Consider the following 18816-nt stretch of genomic DNA (forward strand, 5'->3'; position numbering starts at 1 on the left):
CCGCCCTGCCAGCATCGCCGGCCGGGCGAGGCGGTGCGAGCACCCGGGCCGCGCGGGTCACCACCGGTCGTGCACCTGCGGGCGGATCAGCTCGTCGTAGACCTCACGCACGCCGGTCAGCTGCCCGGCCGAGAGCGGCGGCAGGTCGGCCGCGGCCGCGTTGCGCCGGGCCTGATCGGCGTCGCGGGCGCCGGGGATGACGACGGTGACGCCCGGCTGGTCCAGCACCCAACGCAGCGCGAACTGCGCCATCGTGCGGTCCGCGTCGACCAGCGGCGCCAGCCGGCGTACGGCGGCCAACCCCCGCTCGAAGTCGACGCCGGAGAACGTCTCGCCGACGTCGAACGCCTCGCCGTGCCGGTTGAAGTTGCGGTGGTCATCGGCCGGGAACTCGGTGTGCTCGTCGTAGCGGCCGGAGAGCAGACCGCTGGCCAGCGGCACCCGGGCGATGATGCCGACCCCGGCCGCCGCGGCGGCCGGCAGCACCTGCTCCAGCGGCTTGTGCCGGACCGCGTTGAGGATGATCTGGACGCTGGCCACCCCGGGCCGGGCGATCGCGGTGAGCGCCTGGTCGCAGGTCTCCACGCTGACGCCGTACCCGGCGATGGCCTTCTCGGCGACGAGGGTGTCCAGGGCGTCGAAGACCGCGTCGTCGGCGAAGACGGCGGTGGGCGGGCAGTGCAGCTGGACCAGGTCCAGGGTGTCCATCCCCAGGTTGGCCCGGGACCGGTCGGTCCACTGCCGGAAGTTGGCCAGGGTGTACAACTCCGGCCGCTGCTCGACCCGGCGCCCCATCTTGGTGGCGACGGTCAGCCCGGCGTCGGGCCGGGAACGCAGGAAGCGGCCGATCAGCTGCTCGCTGCGGCCGTCGCCGTACACGTCGGCGGTGTCCAGGAAGGTGACCCCGGCGTCCACGGCGGCGGCCAGCACGGCCATCGCGTCGTCCTCGCTGACGGTGCCCCAGTCCGCGCCGAGCTGCCAGGCGCCCAGGCCGACCATTCCGACGGTCCGGCCGAGCCGGTTGAAGCTGCGCTGTTCCATGCCCCGAGCCTAGTGATCGGGTTGCCGGCCTGCCAGGCGAGCCGTACGGTAAACAAGACGGACGTACGGTTTGGGAGGCGACGATGTGGGATCCGACGACATACCTGCGCTACGGCGACGAGCGGTCCCGGCCGTTCCACGACCTGGTCGCCCGGATCCCGGCCGAACGGCCCCGCACCGTGGTCGACCTCGGCTGCGGCCCCGGCCAGCTCACCGCCACCCTCGCCGAGCGCTGGCCCGCGAGCCGGGTGGTCGGCCTCGACTCCTCGCCGGAGATGATCGACCGGGCCGCGGCCCTGGATGCCCCGGTCGACTTCGCCGTCGCCGACCTGCGTGACTGGCGCCCGGCCGGCGACGAGGACGTGGTGGTCACCAACGCCGCGCTCCAATGGGTGCCGGGCCACCAGGCGCTGTTGCGACGCTGGGCCGTCGAGCTGCCCGCCTGCGCCTGGCTCGCCATGCAGGTCCCGGGCAACTTCGCCGCCCCCTCGCACCTGGCGCTGCGCGAGGTCGCCGGCCGACCGGCCTGGCGGGCCGAGCTGGCCCCGCTGCTGCGCGCCGACCCGGTCGACGACCCGGCCGACTACGCGGAGCTGCTGACCGGTGGCGGCTGCACGGTGGACGCCTGGGAGACTACCTTCGTGCACCTGCTGCCGGCCCGGCCCACCGCCGACCACCCGGTGCTGACCTGGATGGAGGGCACCGCGCTGCGCCCGGTCCGGGCGGCCCTGGACGCCGCCAGCTGGTCCGCCTTCCGGGCCGAGCTGGGGGTACGACTCGCCGCCGCGTACCCGGTGCGGCAGGGTCAGGTGTACTTCCCGTTCCGCCGCGTCTTCGTCGTCGCCCGCACCGGCGACCGTGCCCAGGAGAACCAGTGACCGACCTGCCCACCTTCATCGCCGGACTGCCCAAGGTGGAGCTGCACGTGCACCACGTCGGCTCCGCCTCGCCCCGCATCGTCGCCGAGCTGGCCGCCCGGCACGAGGGACGCACCCCGGTGCCGGCCGACCCGGAAGCACTCGCCGACTACTTCGAGTTTCGCGACTTCGCCCACTTCATCGAGGTCTACCTGAGCGTGGTGGACCTCATCCGCGACCCCGAGGACGTCTGGATCCTCACCCACGAGGTGGCCCGGGAGCTGGCCCGCCAGCAGGTCCGGTACGCGGAGCTGACCATCACGCCGTACTCGCACGTGCGCCGGGGCATCCCCGCGCCGGCGTTCTGCGAAGCCATCGAGGACGCCCGCAAGCGCGCCGCGGTCGACTTCGGCCTCGACCTGCGCTGGTGCTTCGACATCCCGGGCGAGGCGGGCCTGCCGGCGGCCGAGGAGACGCTGCGCATCGCGCTGGACGAGCGGCCGGACGGGCTGATCAGCTTCGGCCTGGGCGGCCCGGAGATCGGCGTACCCCGGCCGCAGTTCCGCCCCTACTTCGACCAGGCCCGCGCGGCGGGGCTGCGTTCGGTGCCGCACGCGGGGGAGACCACCGGCCCGCAGACCGTCTGGGACGCGCTGAACGAGCTGGGCGCCGAGCGGATCGGGCACGGCATCTCCGCCGCACGGGACCCGGAGCTGCTCGCGTACCTGGCCGAGCGGCAGATCGGGATGGAGATCTGCCCGACGTCCAACGTGCGAACCCGCGCGGTGGCCAGCCTCGACGAGCACCCGCTGCCCCGGTTGGTCGAAGCCGGGCTGCTGGTCACCATCAACTCCGACGACCCGCCGATGTTCGGCACCACCCTCAACGACGAGTACGCGGTGGCGGCCCGGCTGCTCGGGGTGGGCCCGCAGGGGCTGGCCGGGCTGGCCCGCAACGCGGTGGCCGCGTCCTTCCTCGACGCGGACGGCAAGCAGCGGATCACCGCGGAGATCGACGCCCACCTCGCCACCGTCACCGGCTGAGCCGTTCCGGGGGAGCAGGGCGCGCGGCGGGAGCGTGGGTGTGGGGGGACCTGGACTCCCGCCGCGCGCGCGGCTCCACCGGCCGGTGGGTGCGCGGTGCGCTGGCCGGTGGAACTGGTGGGTTCGTGCCTTGATCCTGACAGCCCGCGGCGGCTTCGCCGCCGTCGTTAACCGCGATCTAAGGAAGACTTGCGCCGGGCCACAACCCCGGGCCGGTCAGTCGTCGGTGGGCCGCTGGCGGGGCCACCGTCGGCCGGTGGTTTTCTGGTCCCGGGCGTCCCGCGCCATCCGGCCGACCAGGCCGAAACGGTTGACCTGCCGGGGCGTCGCCTCCGGATCGGCGAGCAGCATCACCACGCTGGCTCCGCCCAGCCGGGCACGGTCGATGCTCACCGACCCGTTGGCCTGCAACGACACCCGCTTCGCGATGTCCAGGCCGAGCCCGGTCGAGCCCTGGTCGCTGGTGCCCCGGCGCAGCGCCCGGTCCGGGTTGGCGATGCCGGGGCCGGCGTCGTCGATCCGGATCGCCACATAGCCGTCGCGACGGGACACGGCCACCTCGAAGGCAGTGCCCTGCGGCGTGTAGCGAAAGACGTTGCCGATCACCGCGTCCAGCGCGGCGGCCAGTTCGGCCCGCGGCACCGGTGCGGGTGTGCGCAGCTGCGCGCCGATGACCCGGTGCGGCCGGTTCTGGTCGCCGGCCAACGCCGCCCAGAACACCATCCGATCCCGGACCACCTCGCTGACGTCACACATCGCCGGCCCGGCCTCGTGCGCCACCGCCTTGCGGGTGGTCTTGATCAGCACGTCGATCTCACCCTCCAGGGTGACGATCGCCTGCCGGATCCGTCGGATGCCACGTCGCCGGTCCAGCTCCGCCTCGGAGAACGAACCCACGCTGGTGTCGTCGGACTCCAACGCCTCCGCGTCCAGCCGCAGCACGGTCAGCGGGGTACGCAGCCGGTGCGACAGGTCGGCCACCAACTCCCGTTCGTCGGTGCGGGCCGCGTCCAGCCGGTCGGCCATCCGGTTGAAGGCGTACCCGGCCTCGGCCAGCTCGCGTGGGCCGGTCGGCTCCACGCGTACCCCCAGGTCGCCGTCGCCGATCGAGAGCGCGGCCTTGACCAGCCCTCGGGTCGAGTCCACCGCGCGGGCTGCGACCCGGTCCACGACCAGCACCGCCGCGCCGGCCATCGCCGCGCCGACCGCGAGCAGCAGCAGCCAGGTGCCGCCAGCGCCCTCGCCCAGCGTCGACGCCGGCACGAACACCTCGACCACGGCCGTCCGATCACCGAGGACCACCGGGTCGAGCCGGACCACCCCGCCGTCGACGTCGACAACCAGTGAGCGCCGGTCGGCACGTGCCCGGTCCAGGTCGGAGTCGCTGGCCCGGCCGGCGGACTCGTCGAGACCCAGCCCGTGCACCACCGGTCGGGCCGGTGCGCCCTCGCCGCTGGCCACCACGGCCCGCTCGACCACCGCGGGCTCCGTGCTGACCGCCAGCGCCCCGGTCACCAGCGCGCTCCGTCGGGCGGCGTCGCCGATCGCCTCCTCGCGGGTCTGCTCGCGCAGACTCAGCCCGAGCGGGATCAGGAAGGCGAGCGCGACGAGGCTGCACATGCCGGCCGTGAGCAGGGCCAGCGCCGTCCTCAGTCCGGCGCCACCAACCGGAACCCGACCCCCCGCACGGTGCGCAGGTAGCGCGGCTTCGCCGCGGACTCGCCCATCTTTCGGCGAAGCCAGTACAGGTGAACGTCGATGGTCTGATCCTCGCCGACCGATGGCTGCCGCCATACCTCCTCCAAGAGCTCCCGGCGGGACACTACCCGCCCGGGTCGTGCGGCGAGATACGCCAGCAGGTCGAATTCCTTGCGGGTCAGCGCCAGCGGCTCCCCGTCAAGGTGGGCGCTGCGCTCGCCGACATCCACCCGCAGCCCGCTGACGGTGTGCACCGCGGGCTGCACCGTCCGGCTGGCCCGACCGGCCCGGCGCAGCACGGTGGTGATCCGGGCGTCCAGGTGCGCACCGGTGAACGGCTTGACCATGTAGTCGTCGGCGCCAGCCCGCAGCAGCTTGACCACCGACTGCTCGTCGTCACGGGCGGTGGCGATGATGATCGGGATGTCGGTGATGCCGCGCAGCATCCGCAGCGCGTCCGAGCCGTCCAGGTCGGGCAGGCCCAGGTCCAGCACCACCAGGTCGGGCGTCTCCGCGGCGACCCGGCGCAGGGCGTCCAGCGCCGTGCCCACGGCGTGCACGGCATGCCCCCGGTCGGCGAGGGACCGCAGCATCGCGCCGCGTACGACGTGATCGTCTTCGACCAGGAGCACGGAGGCCACCCCAAGACCGTACTTGGCCTGGCAAGTTGATCGCGTTGCGGCGTACCTGGCGAGCGGGCAAGCTGGTACGACGATGTCCTTCACCCTGTTCGCCGATGCCCGCCTGGCGCTCGCCCGGGACAGCCTCGCCGGTCTCTCCACCGGCGACGCGCTCGGCGCGCGGTACTTCGTTCCCGGGACACCTCCGGCGGATCTTGCGGAGGGCGTCCTGCCGCCGGCGCCCTGGGAGTGGACCGACGACACCGAGATGGCCTGTTCGGTCCTCGCCGGGCTGGCGGAGTCCGGCGGCGTCGACCGGGACCGGCTGGCCCTGGCGTTCGCCCAGCGCTGCGATCCGCGCCGCGGCTACGGCTCGGGCGCGATGCTGATCCTGCGGCTGATCCGCACCGGCACGCCGTGGCCGGTGGCCGCCGCGTCCGCCTTCGACGGCCAGGGCTCCTGCGGCAACGGCGCGGCGATGCGGGTGGGTCCACTGGGCGCGTACTTTGCCGACTCGACCGTCCGCGCCGCAGCCCAGGCCCGCGCCTCAGCCGAGGTGACGCACGCGCACACGGAGGGGATCGCCGGTGCGGTCGCGGTGGCCGTCGCCGCCGCACTGGCCGGCCGGGCCCGCCTCGACGGGCACCGGCCGGCCCCGGAGCGGCTGCTCGCCGGGATCGCCGGTGCGGTCGATCCGGGCACCGAGGTGCACCGCAGCGTGAACCGGGCGGCCGGGCTGCTCGGCCGCCCGCTGTCCCGGGTGGTGGCGGCGCTCGGCAACGGCTCCCGGGTGACCGCCCAGGACACCGTCGGCTTCACCCTCTGGGTGGCCGCCACCCACCTGGACGACTACCCGGCGGCGATCCGGGTCTGCGTGCAGGCCGGCGGGGACGTGGACACCACGGCCGCCATCGTGGGCGCGGTGGTGGCGGCGCACACCGGTGTCGGCACGCCCGGCGGCGTGCCCGAGACGTGGCTGGCCGCCCGCGAGCCGCTGCCCTCCTGGGCGCTCTGACGTCCTGAGGCTCTGACCTGCGCGGTGCTCTGACCTGCGCGGTGCTCTGATCTCCGCGGTGCTCTGATCTCCGCGGTGCTCTGATCTCCGCGGTGCTCTGATCTCCGCGGTGCTCTGATCTCCTTGGTGCTCCGACGCCCTGGGTCGCTCTGACGTCGCCGTCGTCGCCGTGTCGTCGCCGCGTCGGACCGCCGAGCCGACCGCACCCTGCCGTCTTCGGGCCCTTTGCTCTGCTTCAGCCGACGCAACAGCCACGGCCCTGAACCGTTGCGCGGGTTGAAGCAGAGCAAAGGTGGCGACGTGACCGCCGGCCGCGCGGGATGCGGACCGTCGAAGCCACGGCCGCGGACCGTGTGGGCCGCCGACCGCGCGGGCTGCTGAAGGTGCGGGCTACGGACTGTGCGGGCTACTGACGGTGCGGACCGCTGACCGCGCGGGCCGGCCTCAGCCGGCGCGGACCGGGGTGGCGACCGCCGCCGCCTCCGCGTCGGCCTGTGCTGGCGCCCCAGGCCCCACTGGCGGCGAGTCACCCGGCGCGGAGTCACTGGGCGCGGAGTCACCGGACGTCGCATCACCCGGTGCCGCACCACCCGGCGTCGCATCGGTCGGCGCGGGATCGTCGTCGCTTCCGCAGGTCACCTCGGCCAGCGCGGCGCGCTCGGCCGGGTCGCGCCGGCGCCACCGGCTGACCAGCCAGCCGATCGCCGCGCCGCCGCCCAGCCCGGCCAGCAGCCCGGCGGCAAGCATGACGTCGGCGCTGCCGGACTCCTCGGCGTTGCCGCCCGCGCGGTCCGCCGGCGCGGGGGCGCCACCGGCGTCGGGGTCGGTCGCCGCACCGGCCGCCGGGGCGCCGTGCCCGCCGTGCCCGGCCGGGCCGGCCGCGCCCGCCGCCGCCGGCAGCAGGGTGAGCACCGGGGCTCGGTGGGTGCCGGTGGCGTCGGCCCAGCGGACCACCGAGCCGTCGGCGTACGTCTGGACCACCTCGAAGGTGAGCCGCTCGACCTGCGGCAGCGGGCCCATGGACAGCGCCAGTCGGGCGGGGCCCGGTTCGCCCTTGCCGATCCGGATCCAGGTCACCGCGGTGGTCACGGTGCTCACCCCGGAGGAGTGGATGCCGGCCACCGGCCGGTCCAGGGTGCGGGAACTGATCCGGGGCGCCCAACCGGTCACCGACATCGGGTACACCTCGGCGACCGGCGCGTCGGCGGGCAACCGAACCTCGATCTGGCGGGTCGTCGTACCGGCCCGTTCCGGCACGGTGAACTCCAGCCGCACCGCGTCGCCCTGCCGAGCCTGGGTCGGAGTGGTCGTCACGTCCACCGCGTGCGCCGTACCGGGCCAGAGCAGCAGGCCGGCGGCGGTCAGCGCGGTCACCGCCGCGGTCCGCTGCCGCCAGCCACCGCCGTGCGTGCTCGCCATCTGGTACCCCCATCCGTGTCGACGCGACCGGCACCGGTTCCGGCCACACCTCCTAGTTCGGCTCCGGGGCGCGAAAGGTTCAACGCCGACCGTTAAGAAGGTGCCCTTCCTCTCCCGGAGGCGTTAGGAAGGTGCCCTTCCTTACCTGGGGTGGGGGGACCGATAGCATCGGCAGGAGCCGAGGATCGGCGTCCGTTTCGTACCGCATGAAGGAGTCACCGTGTCCGCACCCCGTACCCCCGCCGTGGCCGACCCTGTCGTCGTCGCCGCCGGGACCACGGCGGCCGACGCGGTGGCCGCGGCCGGACTGCCCGCGAACGGCCCCAAGGCGATCGTCGTGGTCCGCGACCCGGAGGGCCAGCTGCGCGACCTGGACTGGTCGCCGGCCGAAGAGACCGTCGTCGAGCCGGTCAGCCTGGATTCGCCCGACGGGCTGAACGTGCTGCGCCACTCCACCGCGCACGTCCTGGCCCAGGCCGTGCAGGACATCTTCCCCGAGGCCAAGCTGGGCATCGGCCCGCCGATCGAGAACGGCTTCTACTACGACTTCGACGTCGACAAGCCGTTCCAGCCCGACGACCTCAGCCGGGTCGAGAAGCGGATGCAGGAGATCGTCAAGTCGGGACAGCGGTTCCGGCGTCGCCGCTTCGGCAGCCTCGACGAGGCCCGCGCCGAACTGGCCGACGAGCCGTTCAAGCTGGAGTTGATCGAGGTCAAGGGCGAGGGCCTGGACACCGACGAGGTGATGGAGGTGGGCGGCGGCGAGCTGACCATCTACGACAACCTCGACGCCAAGGAGGACAAGGTCTGCTGGTCGGACCTGTGCCGGGGCCCTCACTTGCCGACCACCCGGCTGATCGGCGCGTTCAAGCTGATGCGCTCGGCCGCCGCGTACTGGCGCGGGTCGGAGAAGAACCCGCAGTTGCAGCGGGTGTACGGCACCGCGTGGCCGACCCGCGACGAGCTGAAGGCGTACCTGAAGCTGTTGGAGGAGGCGGCCCGGCGCGACCACCGCAAGCTCGGCGCGGACCTGGACCTGTTCAGCTTCCCCGACGAGATCGGCTCCGGTCTGGCGGTCTTCCACCCCAAGGGCGGCATCATCCGTCGGGAGATGGAGCACTACTCGAGGCGCCGGCACGAGGAGGCGGGGTACGAGTTCGTCAACACCCCGCACATCACCAAGGCGCAGCTGTTCCAGACCTCCGGGCACCTGCCCTACTACGCGGACACCATGTTCCCGCCCATGCAGCTCGAAGGCGCGGACTACTACCTCAAGGCCATGAACTGCCCGATGCACAACCTGATCTTCAGGGCGCGCGGGCGGTCGTACCGGGAGCTGCCGCTGCGGCTGTTCGAGTTCGGCACGGTCTACCGGTACGAAAAGTCCGGTGTGGTGCACGGCCTGACCCGGGTACGCGGCCTGACCCAGGACGACTCGCACATCTACTGCACTCGTGAGCAGATGGCCGGCGAGCTGTCCACGCTGCTCAGCTTCGTGCTGGACCTGCTGCGCGACTACGGCCTGGACGACTTCTACCTGGAGCTGTCCACCCGCGACGACTCGCCCAAGTTCATCGGCGAGGACGAGGACTGGGCGGAGGCGACCGAGGCGCTGCGGACGGCCGCCGCGACCTCCGGGCTGGAGCTGGTGCCCGACCCGGGCGGCGCGGCGTTCTACGGGCCGAAGATCTCGGTGCAGGCCCGGGACGCGATCGGCCGGACGTGGCAGATGTCCACCATCCAGGTCGACTTCAACCAGCCGGAGCGGTTCGGGTTGGAGTACCAGGCGGCCGACGGCAGCCGCCAGCGGCCGGTGATGATCCACCGGGCGCTGTTCGGCTCGATCGAGCGGTTCTTCGGGGTGCTCACCGAGCACTACGCGGGGGCGTTCCCGGCATGGCTGGCCCCGGTCCAGGTGGTCGGCATCCCGATCCGCGAGGACCACACCGACTACCTGCACGGGTTCGTCGCGGCGCTGCGCGCCGAGGGGATCCGGGCGCAGGTGGACGCGGGCGACGACCGGATGCAGAAGAAGATCCGCACCGCCCAGCAGCAGAAGATCCCGTTCATGGTGATCGCCGGGGACGACGACGTGGCGGCCGGTACGGTCTCCTTCCGCTACCGGGACGGCTCGCAGCGCAACGGTGTGCCGATCGCCGAGGCGGTGACCCACGTTCTCGACGTGGTCAGCTCGCGGACCAACGTCGGCCCGTCCGCCGCCGCCGAGTAGCGTCCCGGCGCGGACCGCCCCACGATGTGGGGCGGTCGCCCGGGCGTCAGATCCCGCAGTTCGGTGCCGACCAGCCGCCGACCGCAGCGACGTGGGTGTGGTCGTTGTGGTCCGGGTAGCCGGGGCCGAGGATCTGCCCGAAGCCGTGGTAGCGGGCCTGCTGGGCCAGCCGGCAGAACGACGGGGATCCGACCAGGTCCACCGCGTCGCCGTACAGGTGCCGGCTGTTCGACGCCCCACCGACCGCGCTGTTGCAGGCGTAGCTGCGGAAGCTGCTGCTGATCGAGATGGACACGTCTCCGAGGGCGTGCCGCAGGGCCTGGAGTTTCCACATCGAGACGAGCGCGTTGAATCGGGCGGTGCTCGCCGCGACCGCGCCGCCGGACCAGGTGCTGTTGCAGTTGTTCAACTCGGCGTAGCTGAAGTTGACCGGGGTGCAGTCGTCGTCCTGGAGGGCGTAGATCCGGTTGAAGGTCTGCGGGCCGGCGATGCCGTCCGCGGACAGCCCGTACGCCTGCTGGAAGCGGATCACCGCCGATCGGGTGGCCGGGCCGTACGCGCCGTCCAGGGTGAGCACGGCGCCGTAGCCGGGGTAGCCGGCGACCCGGATCTGGAGTTGCCGGACGTCCTCGCCGGACATCCCCTGGGACAGCGTGCGACCCCAGGTGTAGCAGCCGTCGGCGTGTGCCGCGCTGGTGGTGACGGTGATGCCGGCCACCGTGGTGGCGGCGGCGAGCGCAAGCGCCGCGACGATCCTGCCGAGCCGTCGGATCATGGAACCCTCCATCAATGTATGGAAGTATCTGGATGCATGGAATCTTCATGTTCCTGTTCCAGTCCGTCAACAACTTCCGGCGATCGAGTTTCCCAACGGTGGGTGTCGCAACCCGCCCGCCCGGCTCCGTAGGATCGGCTCGTGACAGGGGCGGAACGGCACACGGACAGCGGCGGGATGGCCGACGGCCTGGAGCGGCTCTGGACGCCGCACCGGATGACGTACATCTCCGGCGAGGATCGCCCGGCCGAGGGCTACGAGAAGCCGACCGGTTGTCCGTTCTGCCGGGCGCCCAAGCTGCCGCCCGAGGAGAGCCTGGTCGTGGCCCGCGGCGAGCACGTCTTCGTGGTGCTCAACCTCTACCCGTACAACCCGGGCCACCTGCTGGTCTGCCCGTACCGGCACGTCGCCGACTACACCGACCTGGACGGGCCGGAGACCAGCGAGCTGGCGTCGTTCACCCAGGCCGCGATGCGGGTGATCCGCAAGGTGAGCAACGCCCACGGCTTCAACCTGGGGATGAACCAGGGCGGGGTGGCCGGCGCCGGCATCGCCGCGCACCTGCACCAGCACGTGGTGCCGCGCTGGGGCGGCGACGCGAACTTCATGCCGGTCATCGGCCGCACCAAGGTGCTGCCGCAGCTGCTCGGCGACACCCGCGACCTGCTCGCCCGCGCCTGGCCCTCCTGACCCGTCGCGCCGGCGCGCGAGGTGCGCGCCGGTCCGGCTAGCCGGCGCGCAGCAGGCCGGCCAGCTCCGGCCAGTTCTCCACCCGGTGTACGCGGGGCAGCAGCCCGGCGTGCGCGGCGACCTCCGCCGGACGGGGGCGGAACAGGTAGCGGTGCGGCACCGAGTCGAGGTAGCCGAGCACCTCCAGCTTGTCGTCCACGAAGTGGGTCAGCCCGAGCCGCCGGGCGATCGGCGCCTTGTCCGGCCGGGTCCGGCAGAAGTGCAGCCGCTCGACCGGGATGCCGGTGCGTGCCGGGAAGTCGTGGTGGGCGAGCCACTCCCGGGTCCGCCGCTCGGTGGCCTCGCCGCACTTGGAGACCAGGTGCACCTCGTCGAACTCCGGGCCGAGCGCTGCCAGCGCGTCGAACGCCCCGTCGACGGCGGGGGTGCGCAGGTAGTGCGCGCCGAAGAACGACGTGTCGGCGTCCTCGTCAGCCGGCTCGATGAGCACGCCGCCGATGTCCACGCCCAGCCGTCGCATGGGCCGATCATGCCGCACCGCACCGGCGTTCGCGCACCGACGTCCCCGGCCCGGGAACCGCTACGTCCGGACTCGGTGGAGGTGGCACGATCGTTCGATGGCAGTCACGACACGGACGTTGGGGCGCAGCGGCATCGAGGTCAGCGCCCTCGGCATGGGGTGCTGGGCGATCGGCGGCCCCTGGGCGGAGGGGACCCAGCCGCTGGGCTGGGGCGCGGTCGACGACGACGAGTCCGTGCGGGCGGTGCGCCGCGCGCTCGACCTGGGCGTCACCCTGTTCGACACCGCCGACACCTACGGCGCCGGGCACGGCGAGCGGGTGCTCGGGCGTGCGCTCGCCGGCCGCCGCGACGAGGCCGTGATCGCCACCAAGTGGGGCTACACCTTCGACGAGGCGAGCCGGCAGGCGACCGGGGAGGACGCGTCGCCGGCCTACCTGCGGCGAGCGGTCACCGACTCGCTGCGCCGGCTGGACACCGACCGGATCGACCTGTACCAGCTGCACCTGGCCGACCTGCCGGTGCCTCGGGCCGAGGCGCTGATCGGCGCCTGCGAGGACCTGGTGACCGAGGGCCTGATCCGGGCGTACGGGTGGAGCACCGACCGCCCCGACCGGGCGACCGCGTTCGGGCACGCGGCCGCGGGTGCCACCGCCGTGCAGCACACCCTGTCGGTGCTGCACGACGCCCCCGAACTGCTCGCGATCTGCGACAAGTACGACCTGGCCAGCGTCAACCGCGGGCCGCTCGGAATGGGGCTGCTCACCGGCAAGTACTCGGCCGCTTCGACGCTGCCCCGTGACGACGTGCGTGGGCTGACCGCGGGCTGGCTGGAGTGGTTCCGTGGCGGCCGGCCGGCACCGGAGTGGCTGCGCCGGGTGGGCGTGGTCCGTGCCGCGCTCACCGCCGACGGGCGCACCCTCGCGCAGGGCGCGCTGGGGTGGATCTGGGCCCGCAGCGGGCGCACCGTCCCGATCCCGGGCTGCCGTACGGTCCAACAGGTCGAGGAGAACGCCGCCGCGCTGCACCGGGGCCCGCTGCCGCTGGATCAGTTCGCCGAGGTGGAGCGCCAGCTGGCCGCCCTGCGCACCGCCGCCCTGCGGGACGCCGACCGCCCGCACTGGCCCCGCCCCACCCACCCCGTCACCCACCCCTGATCCGCGCTGGCGTGTTCTTCCCGACCTGCGAGGGGTTCCCATCCCGGGCCCGGCGGGGGCCGCTTCCCCTGCTGACCCCGCACGGCCGCTCTCGACCCCGTGCCGGCAGGCCCGCTTCAACTCCGGGTCCCGCGCGGAGGCTCCCCACCGATGTCGATGCTGTCCGCTGTCGAGCTGCCCCGGATCTGGGGCGGTGTCCCGCCGGCTCTGTGCGCGCGGGGTCCCGCCGGCTCTGTGCGCGCGGTGTCCCGCCGGCTCTGTGCGCGCGGTGCGGTGTTGCCCCGATTCCGGGGCAGCTCGACAGGCGCAAGGCGGAAGCCCCCGCCCCGCCCCGCCAATCCCCACTTTCGCCGATCATGGAGTTGTGGTGGGCGTTATAGCCACGCCTTCCCGTTCTGTCCGGCACCACAACTCGATGATCGCGGGCGGCGGGGCGGGGCGGGTGGTTAGGGGGTTTGTTCCTTGCGGGCCTGGTCGGCCAGGTGGGCGGGCATGGGGTCGTGGCGGACGAAGTGGCGGCGGAACGTGCCGGTGCCAGCGGTCATCGAGCGCAGCTCGACGGCGTAGCGGAGCAGCTCGGTGGACGGCACCTCGGCGCGGACCAGGGTGCGGCCCTCGGCGTCCGGGTCCGGCTCGGTGCCGAGCACCCGGCCGCGCCGGCCGGACAGGTCGCCCATCACCGCGCCCACCGAGCCGTCCGGTACCCGGATGGTCACCTCGTCGATCGGCTCCAGCAGCGCCGGCTGGCCACGTTCGGCGGCGTCGCGCAGCGCCAGCGCGCCGGCGGTCTGGAAGGCCGCGTCGGAGGAGTCCACGCTGTGCGCCTTCCCGTCGACCAGGGTCACCCGCAGGTCCACCACCGGGTGGCCGGCGACCAGGCCGCGCTCCAGCTGGTCGCGGACGCCCTTCTCCACCGACGGGATGTAGTTGTGCGGCACCGCGCCGCCGACCACCCGGTCGACGAACTCGAAGCCGCCACCCCGGGGGAGGGGCTCGACCTCGATGTCGCAGACCGCGTACTGGCCGTGGCCGCCGGACTGCTTGACGTGCCGGCCGTGCCCCTTCGCGGGCACCGTCAGCGTCTCGCGCAGCGACACCCGGACCGGCTCGGTGTCCAGCTCCACGCCGCCGGCGCGCAGCCGGTCCAGCACCACGTCCGCGTGCGCCTCGCCCATGCACCAGAGCACCAGCTGGTGGGTCTCCGGGTTGCGCTCCAGCCGCAGCGTGGGGTCGCCGGCCACCAGCCGGGCCAGGTTGCGGGCCAGGGCATCCTCGTCGGCCCGGCTCCGCGCGACGATCGCCACCGGCAGCAGCGGTTCCGGCATCTCCCACGGCGCGATCAGCAGCGGGTCGTCCTTGGCGGAGATGGTGTCGCCGGTCTCGGCGCTGCCCGACTTGGTGATCGCGCAGATGTCGCCGGCCACGCAGAGTGACACCTCGCGCAGGGTGGCGCCCAGCGGGGTGTAGATGTGCCCGACCCGCTCGTCGGCGTCGTGGTCGGGGTGGCCGCGTTCGGCCATGCCGTGCCCGGAGACGTGCACGGTCTGGTCGGGGCGCAGCGTGCCGGAGAAGACCCGGACCAGCGAGACCCGCCCGACGTGCCGGTCGACGGTGGTCTTGACCACCTCGGCGACCAGTGGCCCGGCCGGGTCGCAGGTCAGCGGAGGGCGGGGCGAGCCGTCCACGCCGGCCACCGGCGGCACCTCGTGCTCCAGCGGCGACGGGAACGCGGCGGTCAGCACCTCCAGCAGGGCGTCCAACCCGACCCCGGTCTCCGCGCAGACCGGCACGACCGGGTAGAAGTGACCTCGGGCGACCGCCTTCTCCAGGTCCTCGATGAGCACCTCGGTGCCGATCTCCTCGCCGCCGAGGTAGCGGTCCATCAGGGTCTCGTCCTCGCTCTCGGCGATGACCCCCTCGATCAGCTCGTTGCGGGACTCGGCGATGGCCGGCAGGTGCTCCGGGTCCGGCTCGCGTACGTCGGCGGGCAGGCCGGCGGTGTAGTCGAAGACCCGGCGGGTGATCAGGCCGAGCAGGCCGACGGTGGAGACCCCGTCGTCGCCGAGCATCGGTAGGTACAGCGGCATCACGTTGTCGCCGAAGACCCGCTGGCAGAGCGCCACCGCCTCGTCGAAGTCGGCGCGCGGCTGGTCCAGCCGGGCCACCGCGACCGCACGCGGCATGTCGACCGCCGCGCACTCCTCCCACAGCGCCACGGTGGCCGCGTCCATCCCGCCGGCCGCGGACACGACGAAGAGCGCGGCGTCGGCGGCCCGCAGCCCGGCGCGCAGCTCGCCGACGAAGTCGGCGTACCCCGGGGTGTCCAGGAGGTTGACCTTGATGCCGTTGTGCAGCAGGGGCGCGCAGGCCAGGCTCACCGAGCGCTGCTGGCGCACGGCCGCCGGGTCGTGGTCGCTGACCGTGGTGCCGTCGACCACGTTGCCGGCCCGGCCGATCGTGCCGGTGGCCGCGAGCAGCGCCTCGACCAGGGTTGTCTTGCCCGCTCCGGAGTGCCCGACGAGCACCACGTTGCGAACCCTGTCGGGTTCGGTCACCACCGGCGTGCCGCCGGCGGGACCCTTCTCCTGACTCTTCTGCGCCATGGGGCGCACCTCCCTCAGCCGGTGGTTGGTGGCGACCGCCGCGCGACGGGAAGCGGCCCGGGGCGAGTGCGCGGCGATATCCTCCGGTGGTCTGCTGCACAGCGGGAACGGGACGGGCGGACGGGTGAGCTGGCTCACCTCCTGGCTCGATCTCACACCCGTTGCCGGGTAGGCACAAGCCTCCCCCGGGCGGGTCGGTGGGACCGGCCGTATCGCCGGAGCTGGGCGGACCGTTATCGTGGGGACCGCCATGGCGAAGATCTTCCAAGTGTCGGCCCGCGCGGGGATGACCCGCGTCGTCGAGCCGATCGCACGCGCCCTGCTCCGTGCGGGCGTCACCCCCAATGCCGTCACCGTTGCGGGCACCGTCGGTGTGCTCATCGGTGCCCTCGGCTTCGGTGCCCGCGGCCATCTGGTCGCGGGCGCGTTGATCGTGACCGTTTTCGCGCTCACGGACCTGCTCGACGGGACGATGGCCCGGATGAGCGGTGGCTCCACCCGGTTCGGCGCGTTCCTCGATTCGAGCATGGACCGGGTTGCGGACAGCGCCGTCTTCGGCGCGGTCGCGTACTGGTTGGCCACCCAGAACAACCACTCCGGAGTGGCCGCCGCGCTGCTCTGCCTGGCCGCTGGCGCGTTGGTCTCGTACGTCAAGGCCCGCGCCGAGGGGTTGGGCATGACCTGCAACGTGGGCATCGCCGAGCGCACCGAGCGGCTGCTCATCGTCGGGGTCGGCGGAATCCTGACCGGCGTCGGCGTCGACCCGGCGCTGGAGATCGCGCTCTGGCTGCTCGCCGCAGTGTCGATCTTCACGGTGGGGCAGCGGATGGCGCACGTCTACCGCCAGGCCCAACAGCTCCAGCCGGACGGTCAGGCGTGAGTGGCGTGCCGGCGACCCGGCGTCGGACGACCGGCGGCCGAGTCGCGTGAACCTCACCGAGCTGGGCTACATCGCCGGGTGGCGGGTGGTCCGCGCGCTACCCCGGCCGTTGGTGGCGGCGGCGTTCCAGGCGGGCGCGGACCGCGCCCACCGCGCCGGCGGCGGGGGTACGGCCCGACTGCGCGCGAACCTGCGCCGGGTGGTCGGCCCCGAGCTGCCCGACGCCGAGTTGGACGATCTCGTCAAGCGCGGGTTGCGCTCGTACGCCCGGTACTGGATGGAGGCGTTCCGGCTGCCCGCCCTGAGCCGGTCGCAGATCCTGTCCAGTTTCCGGCTCGACGGCGCCGAGCTGCTCGCCGCCGACGTGGCCGCCGGCCGGGGCGCGGTGGTGGCGCTGCCGCACGCCGGCAACTGGGATGCCGCCGGCGCCTGGGTGGCGGCCACCGGTTGGCCGATCACCACGGTCATGGAGCGGCTCAAGCCGGAGGGCGTGTACAAGCGTTTCCTGGCGTTCCGAGAGGTCCTCGGGATGGAGATTCTGCCGACCCACGGTGGGCCGCGCCCGGCGTTCGACGTGCTGCTGGATCGCGTACGCGCCGGTGCGGTGGTGCCGCTGCTGGCCGACCGGGATCTCTCCGCCCGCGGGGTGGAGGTGGACTTCTTCGGCGGGAAGACCCGGATGCCGGCCGGGCCGGCCCTGCTCGCGTTGCACACCGGTGCGCCGCTCTACGTGGCGTCACTGTGGTACGAACCGGACGCGGCGTGCGCCTCGCTCTCCGGCCCGCTGCCGGTGCCCGCGCCCGAGACCGGGCCGCTGGACCAGCGGGTCCGGTCGCTGACCCAGATGATCGCCGACCGTCTGGCGGCGGGTATCGCCCGGCATCCGGAAGACTGGCACATGTTGCAGCGGATGTGGCTGGACCAGCGGGGGACGGGGGGCGGCGCCGCGCTGCCCTCGTCGGCCACCGGTCAGGCCTGAGGGGGTGGGTGCACGGTGAGGCGGAGCCCCACAGTCTCGGACGAGGGGCGCTGACGCATGCGGATCGGCATCGTGTGCCCGTACTCCTTCGACGTCCCGGGCGGGGTGCAGAACCACGTGATGGACCTCGCCGAAGCGTTGATCGCGCTCGGCCACCAGGTCAGCGTGCTCGCCCCGGCTGACGAGGACTCTCCGCTGCCGGCGTACGTGGTCTCCGCCGGCCGGGCCGTGCCGCTGCCGTACAACGGCTCGGTGGCCCGGATCGCGTTCGGCCCGGTCTCCACCGCCCGGGTCCGGCGGTGGATCACCAACGGCGACTTCGACGTCCTGCACGTGCACGAGCCGCTCACGCTGAGCCTGTCGTTGCTGGCGGTGCTGTCCGCCCGCGGGCCGGTGGTGGCCACCTTCCACACCGCGATGACCCGCTCGCGGGTGCTGGCCGCCGCGCAGGGTGTGCTCCAGATCGTGCTGGAGCGGATCACCGCCCGGATCGCGGTCAGTGCCCTGGCCCGCAAGGTGCAGGTGGAGCACATGGACGGCGGCGCCGTGGAGATTCCCAACGGGGTGGCGGTGGCCAAGTTCACCGACGCCGAGCCGTTGCCCGGCTGGCCGGGGGAGTGCACTCCGGGTACGGGCGGCACGCTGGGTTTCCTGGGCCGGTTCACCGAGGCGCGCAAGGGCTTCCCGGTGCTGCGGGACGCCTTCGTCGAGCTGGCCGCCACCCGCCCCGAGCTGCGGCTGCTGGTCGCCGGCCCGGGTGACGCCGACGACCTGTACGACCAGTTCCCGGCCGAGCTGCGCGAGCGGGTGACCTTCCTCGGGCTGGTCTCCGAGCCGGACAAGGCACGGATGCTGCGCAGTGTGCACCTCTACGTGGCGCCGAACACTGGCGGCGAGTCGTTCGGCATGATCCTCACCGAGGCGCTGGCCGCCGGCACGACGGTGGTGGCGAGCGACCTGGACGCGTTCCGGCGGGTGCTCGACGGCGGGCGGGCCGGGCGGCTCTTCCCCACCGGCGACCCGGCGGGGCTGCGCGACGCGTTGGCTGACCTGCTGGACGACCCGGCCGGTCGGGCCGAGCTGAGCGTCTGCGGCGATCAGGTGGTGGCGAATTTCGACTGGCCGGTGGTTGCTCGCCGTGTTCTGGAGGTATACGCAGCGGCGATCGAGGCAACCGATGGGCGGGTCATCGACCAGGAATGGGTGGGGCTGGGCTGAGCCGGTGTGACGGATGGTGCGGACGCTGACCCGGGTGACGGGCGTGGCCGTGCCCGGACGGACGGAAACGGA

16 protein-coding genes are annotated in these 18816 nt (G+C 73.4%); 9 read left to right on the forward strand and 7 right to left on the reverse strand.

Annotated features, from left to right (window positions below):
- Positions 1–57: 57 nt before the first annotated feature.
- The gene (locus tag ABZU69_RS10700) at positions 58–1041 is read right to left on the reverse strand and encodes an aldo/keto reductase (RefSeq protein WP_354964144.1); all 984 of its coding nucleotides are present in this window, start codon (positions 1039–1041) and stop codon (positions 58–60) included.
- A gap of 83 nt (positions 1042–1124) precedes the next feature.
- Between ABZU69_RS10700 and ABZU69_RS10705 the strand changes: the two genes are divergently transcribed.
- Both ABZU69_RS10705 and ABZU69_RS10710 read left to right on the forward strand, forming a co-directional pair.
- The gene (locus tag ABZU69_RS10705; protein ID WP_354964145.1) at positions 1125–1919 is read left to right on the forward strand and encodes a trans-aconitate 2-methyltransferase; all 795 of its coding nucleotides are present in this window, start codon (positions 1125–1127) and stop codon (positions 1917–1919) included.
- Positions 1916–2941 (forward strand): adenosine deaminase, encoded by a 1026-nt coding sequence (locus ABZU69_RS10710; RefSeq protein ID WP_354964146.1) that lies wholly within the window; start codon positions 1916–1918, stop codon positions 2939–2941. Before ABZU69_RS10705 ends, ABZU69_RS10710 begins: the two co-directional genes overlap by 4 nt.
- Positions 2942–3157: 216 nt before the next feature.
- Here ABZU69_RS10710 and ABZU69_RS10715 read toward each other — a convergent pair whose 3' ends face one another.
- Both ABZU69_RS10715 and ABZU69_RS10720 read right to left on the reverse strand, forming a co-directional pair.
- A complete protein-coding gene (locus ABZU69_RS10715) occupies positions 3158–4561 on the reverse strand; it encodes a HAMP domain-containing sensor histidine kinase (RefSeq protein WP_354964147.1) in 1404 nt (467 codons plus the stop codon).
- Positions 4562–4590: 29 nt separating this feature from the next.
- Positions 4591–5280, reverse strand: a complete 690-nt coding sequence (locus ABZU69_RS10720) for a response regulator transcription factor (RefSeq protein ID WP_354964148.1) — start codon at positions 5278–5280, stop codon at positions 4591–4593.
- 73 nt (positions 5281–5353) lie between these two features.
- Between ABZU69_RS10720 and ABZU69_RS10725 the strand changes: the two genes are divergently transcribed.
- Complete coding sequence (locus tag ABZU69_RS10725; protein WP_354964149.1) at positions 5354–6274, forward strand: ADP-ribosylglycohydrolase family protein; 921 nt, start codon at positions 5354–5356, stop codon at positions 6272–6274.
- 444 nt (positions 6275–6718) lie between these two features.
- Here the strand turns inward: ABZU69_RS10725 and ABZU69_RS10730 are convergent, their stop codons facing one another.
- Entirely contained in the window at positions 6719–7693 is a 975-nt protein-coding gene (locus ABZU69_RS10730; RefSeq protein ID WP_354964150.1) for a DUF1775 domain-containing protein, read from the reverse strand.
- 220 nt (positions 7694–7913) lie between these two features.
- Here ABZU69_RS10730 and thrS point away from each other — a divergent pair, with 220 nt between their 5' ends.
- Positions 7914–9923, forward strand: a complete 2010-nt coding sequence (gene thrS / locus ABZU69_RS10735; protein WP_354964151.1) for a threonine--tRNA ligase — start codon at positions 7914–7916, stop codon at positions 9921–9923.
- A 46-nt stretch (positions 9924–9969) separates the two neighbouring features.
- Here thrS and ABZU69_RS10740 read toward each other — a convergent pair whose 3' ends face one another.
- Positions 9970–10698, reverse strand: a complete 729-nt coding sequence (locus tag ABZU69_RS10740; protein WP_354964152.1) for a D-Ala-D-Ala carboxypeptidase family metallohydrolase — start codon at positions 10696–10698, stop codon at positions 9970–9972.
- A gap of 177 nt (positions 10699–10875) precedes the next feature.
- On the opposite strand from ABZU69_RS10740, the gene ABZU69_RS10745 reads away from it, so the two are divergent.
- On the forward strand, positions 10876–11388 hold the full coding sequence (locus tag ABZU69_RS10745; RefSeq protein WP_172899152.1) for an HIT domain-containing protein: 513 nt from the start codon (positions 10876–10878) through the stop codon (positions 11386–11388).
- Between the two features lie 37 nt (positions 11389–11425).
- Here ABZU69_RS10745 and ABZU69_RS10750 read toward each other — a convergent pair whose 3' ends face one another.
- Positions 11426–11908 carry a hypothetical protein gene (locus ABZU69_RS10750; protein ID WP_354964153.1) on the reverse strand — a complete coding sequence of 161 codons (483 nt, stop codon included), beginning with the start codon at positions 11906–11908 and terminating at the stop codon, positions 11426–11428.
- Between the two features lie 97 nt (positions 11909–12005).
- Here ABZU69_RS10750 and ABZU69_RS10755 point away from each other — a divergent pair, with 97 nt between their 5' ends.
- Positions 12006–13064 (forward strand): aldo/keto reductase, encoded by a 1059-nt coding sequence (locus ABZU69_RS10755; protein ID WP_354964154.1) that lies wholly within the window; start codon positions 12006–12008, stop codon positions 13062–13064.
- A 446-nt stretch (positions 13065–13510) separates the two neighbouring features.
- Here ABZU69_RS10755 and ABZU69_RS10760 read toward each other — a convergent pair whose 3' ends face one another.
- Entirely contained in the window at positions 13511–15667 is a 2157-nt protein-coding gene (locus ABZU69_RS10760) for an elongation factor G-like protein EF-G2 (RefSeq protein WP_354964155.1), read from the reverse strand.
- A gap of 250 nt (positions 15668–15917) precedes the next feature.
- Here ABZU69_RS10760 and pgsA point away from each other — a divergent pair, with 250 nt between their 5' ends.
- From pgsA to ABZU69_RS10775, 3 genes are read left to right on the forward strand one after another with little or no spacing between them, the layout of a single operon-like run.
- A complete protein-coding gene (pgsA, locus tag ABZU69_RS10765; protein WP_089021603.1) occupies positions 15918–16547 on the forward strand; it encodes a phosphatidylinositol phosphate synthase in 630 nt (209 codons plus the stop codon).
- A gap of 46 nt (positions 16548–16593) precedes the next feature.
- Positions 16594–17526: a phosphatidylinositol mannoside acyltransferase gene (locus ABZU69_RS10770; RefSeq protein WP_354964156.1), complete on the forward strand. Its 933-nt coding sequence runs from the start codon at positions 16594–16596 to the stop codon at positions 17524–17526.
- 57 nt (positions 17527–17583) lie between these two features.
- On the forward strand, positions 17584–18744 hold the full coding sequence (locus tag ABZU69_RS10775; RefSeq protein ID WP_354964157.1) for a glycosyltransferase family 4 protein: 1161 nt from the start codon (positions 17584–17586) through the stop codon (positions 18742–18744).
- The last annotated feature ends 72 nt before the right edge of the window (positions 18745–18816 follow it).

Origin of the sequence: Micromonospora sp. NPDC005206, assembly GCF_040608175.1 — a bacterium.
In the GTDB taxonomy this organism is placed as follows: domain Bacteria; phylum Actinomycetota; class Actinomycetes; order Mycobacteriales; family Micromonosporaceae; genus Micromonospora.

Coding starts and splice junctions, on each gene's coding strand:
- ABZU69_RS10700 (WP_354964144.1), bottom strand. CDS start 1,041: ATGGAACAGCGCAGCTTCAACCGGCTCGGCCGGACCGTCGGAATGGTC.
- ABZU69_RS10705 (WP_354964145.1), top strand. CDS start 1,125: ATGTGGGATCCGACGACATACCTGCGCTACGGCGACGAGCGGTCCCGG.
- ABZU69_RS10715 (WP_354964147.1), bottom strand. CDS start 4,561: ATGTGCAGCCTCGTCGCGCTCGCCTTCCTGATCCCGCTCGGGCTGAGT.
- ABZU69_RS10725 (WP_354964149.1), top strand. CDS start 5,354: ATGTCCTTCACCCTGTTCGCCGATGCCCGCCTGGCGCTCGCCCGGGAC.
- ABZU69_RS10730 (WP_354964150.1), bottom strand. CDS start 7,693: ATGGCGAGCACGCACGGCGGTGGCTGGCGGCAGCGGACCGCGGCGGTG.
- ABZU69_RS10740 (WP_354964152.1), bottom strand. CDS start 10,698: ATGATCCGACGGCTCGGCAGGATCGTCGCGGCGCTTGCGCTCGCCGCC.
- ABZU69_RS10745 (WP_172899152.1), top strand. CDS start 10,876: ATGGCCGACGGCCTGGAGCGGCTCTGGACGCCGCACCGGATGACGTAC.
- ABZU69_RS10750 (WP_354964153.1), bottom strand. CDS start 11,908: ATGCGACGGCTGGGCGTGGACATCGGCGGCGTGCTCATCGAGCCGGCT.
- ABZU69_RS10755 (WP_354964154.1), top strand. CDS start 12,006: ATGGCAGTCACGACACGGACGTTGGGGCGCAGCGGCATCGAGGTCAGC.
- ABZU69_RS10760 (WP_354964155.1), bottom strand. CDS start 15,667: ATGGCGCAGAAGAGTCAGGAGAAGGGTCCCGCCGGCGGCACGCCGGTG.
- pgsA (WP_089021603.1), top strand. CDS start 15,918: ATGGCGAAGATCTTCCAAGTGTCGGCCCGCGCGGGGATGACCCGCGTC.
- ABZU69_RS10775 (WP_354964157.1), top strand. CDS start 17,584: ATGCGGATCGGCATCGTGTGCCCGTACTCCTTCGACGTCCCGGGCGGG.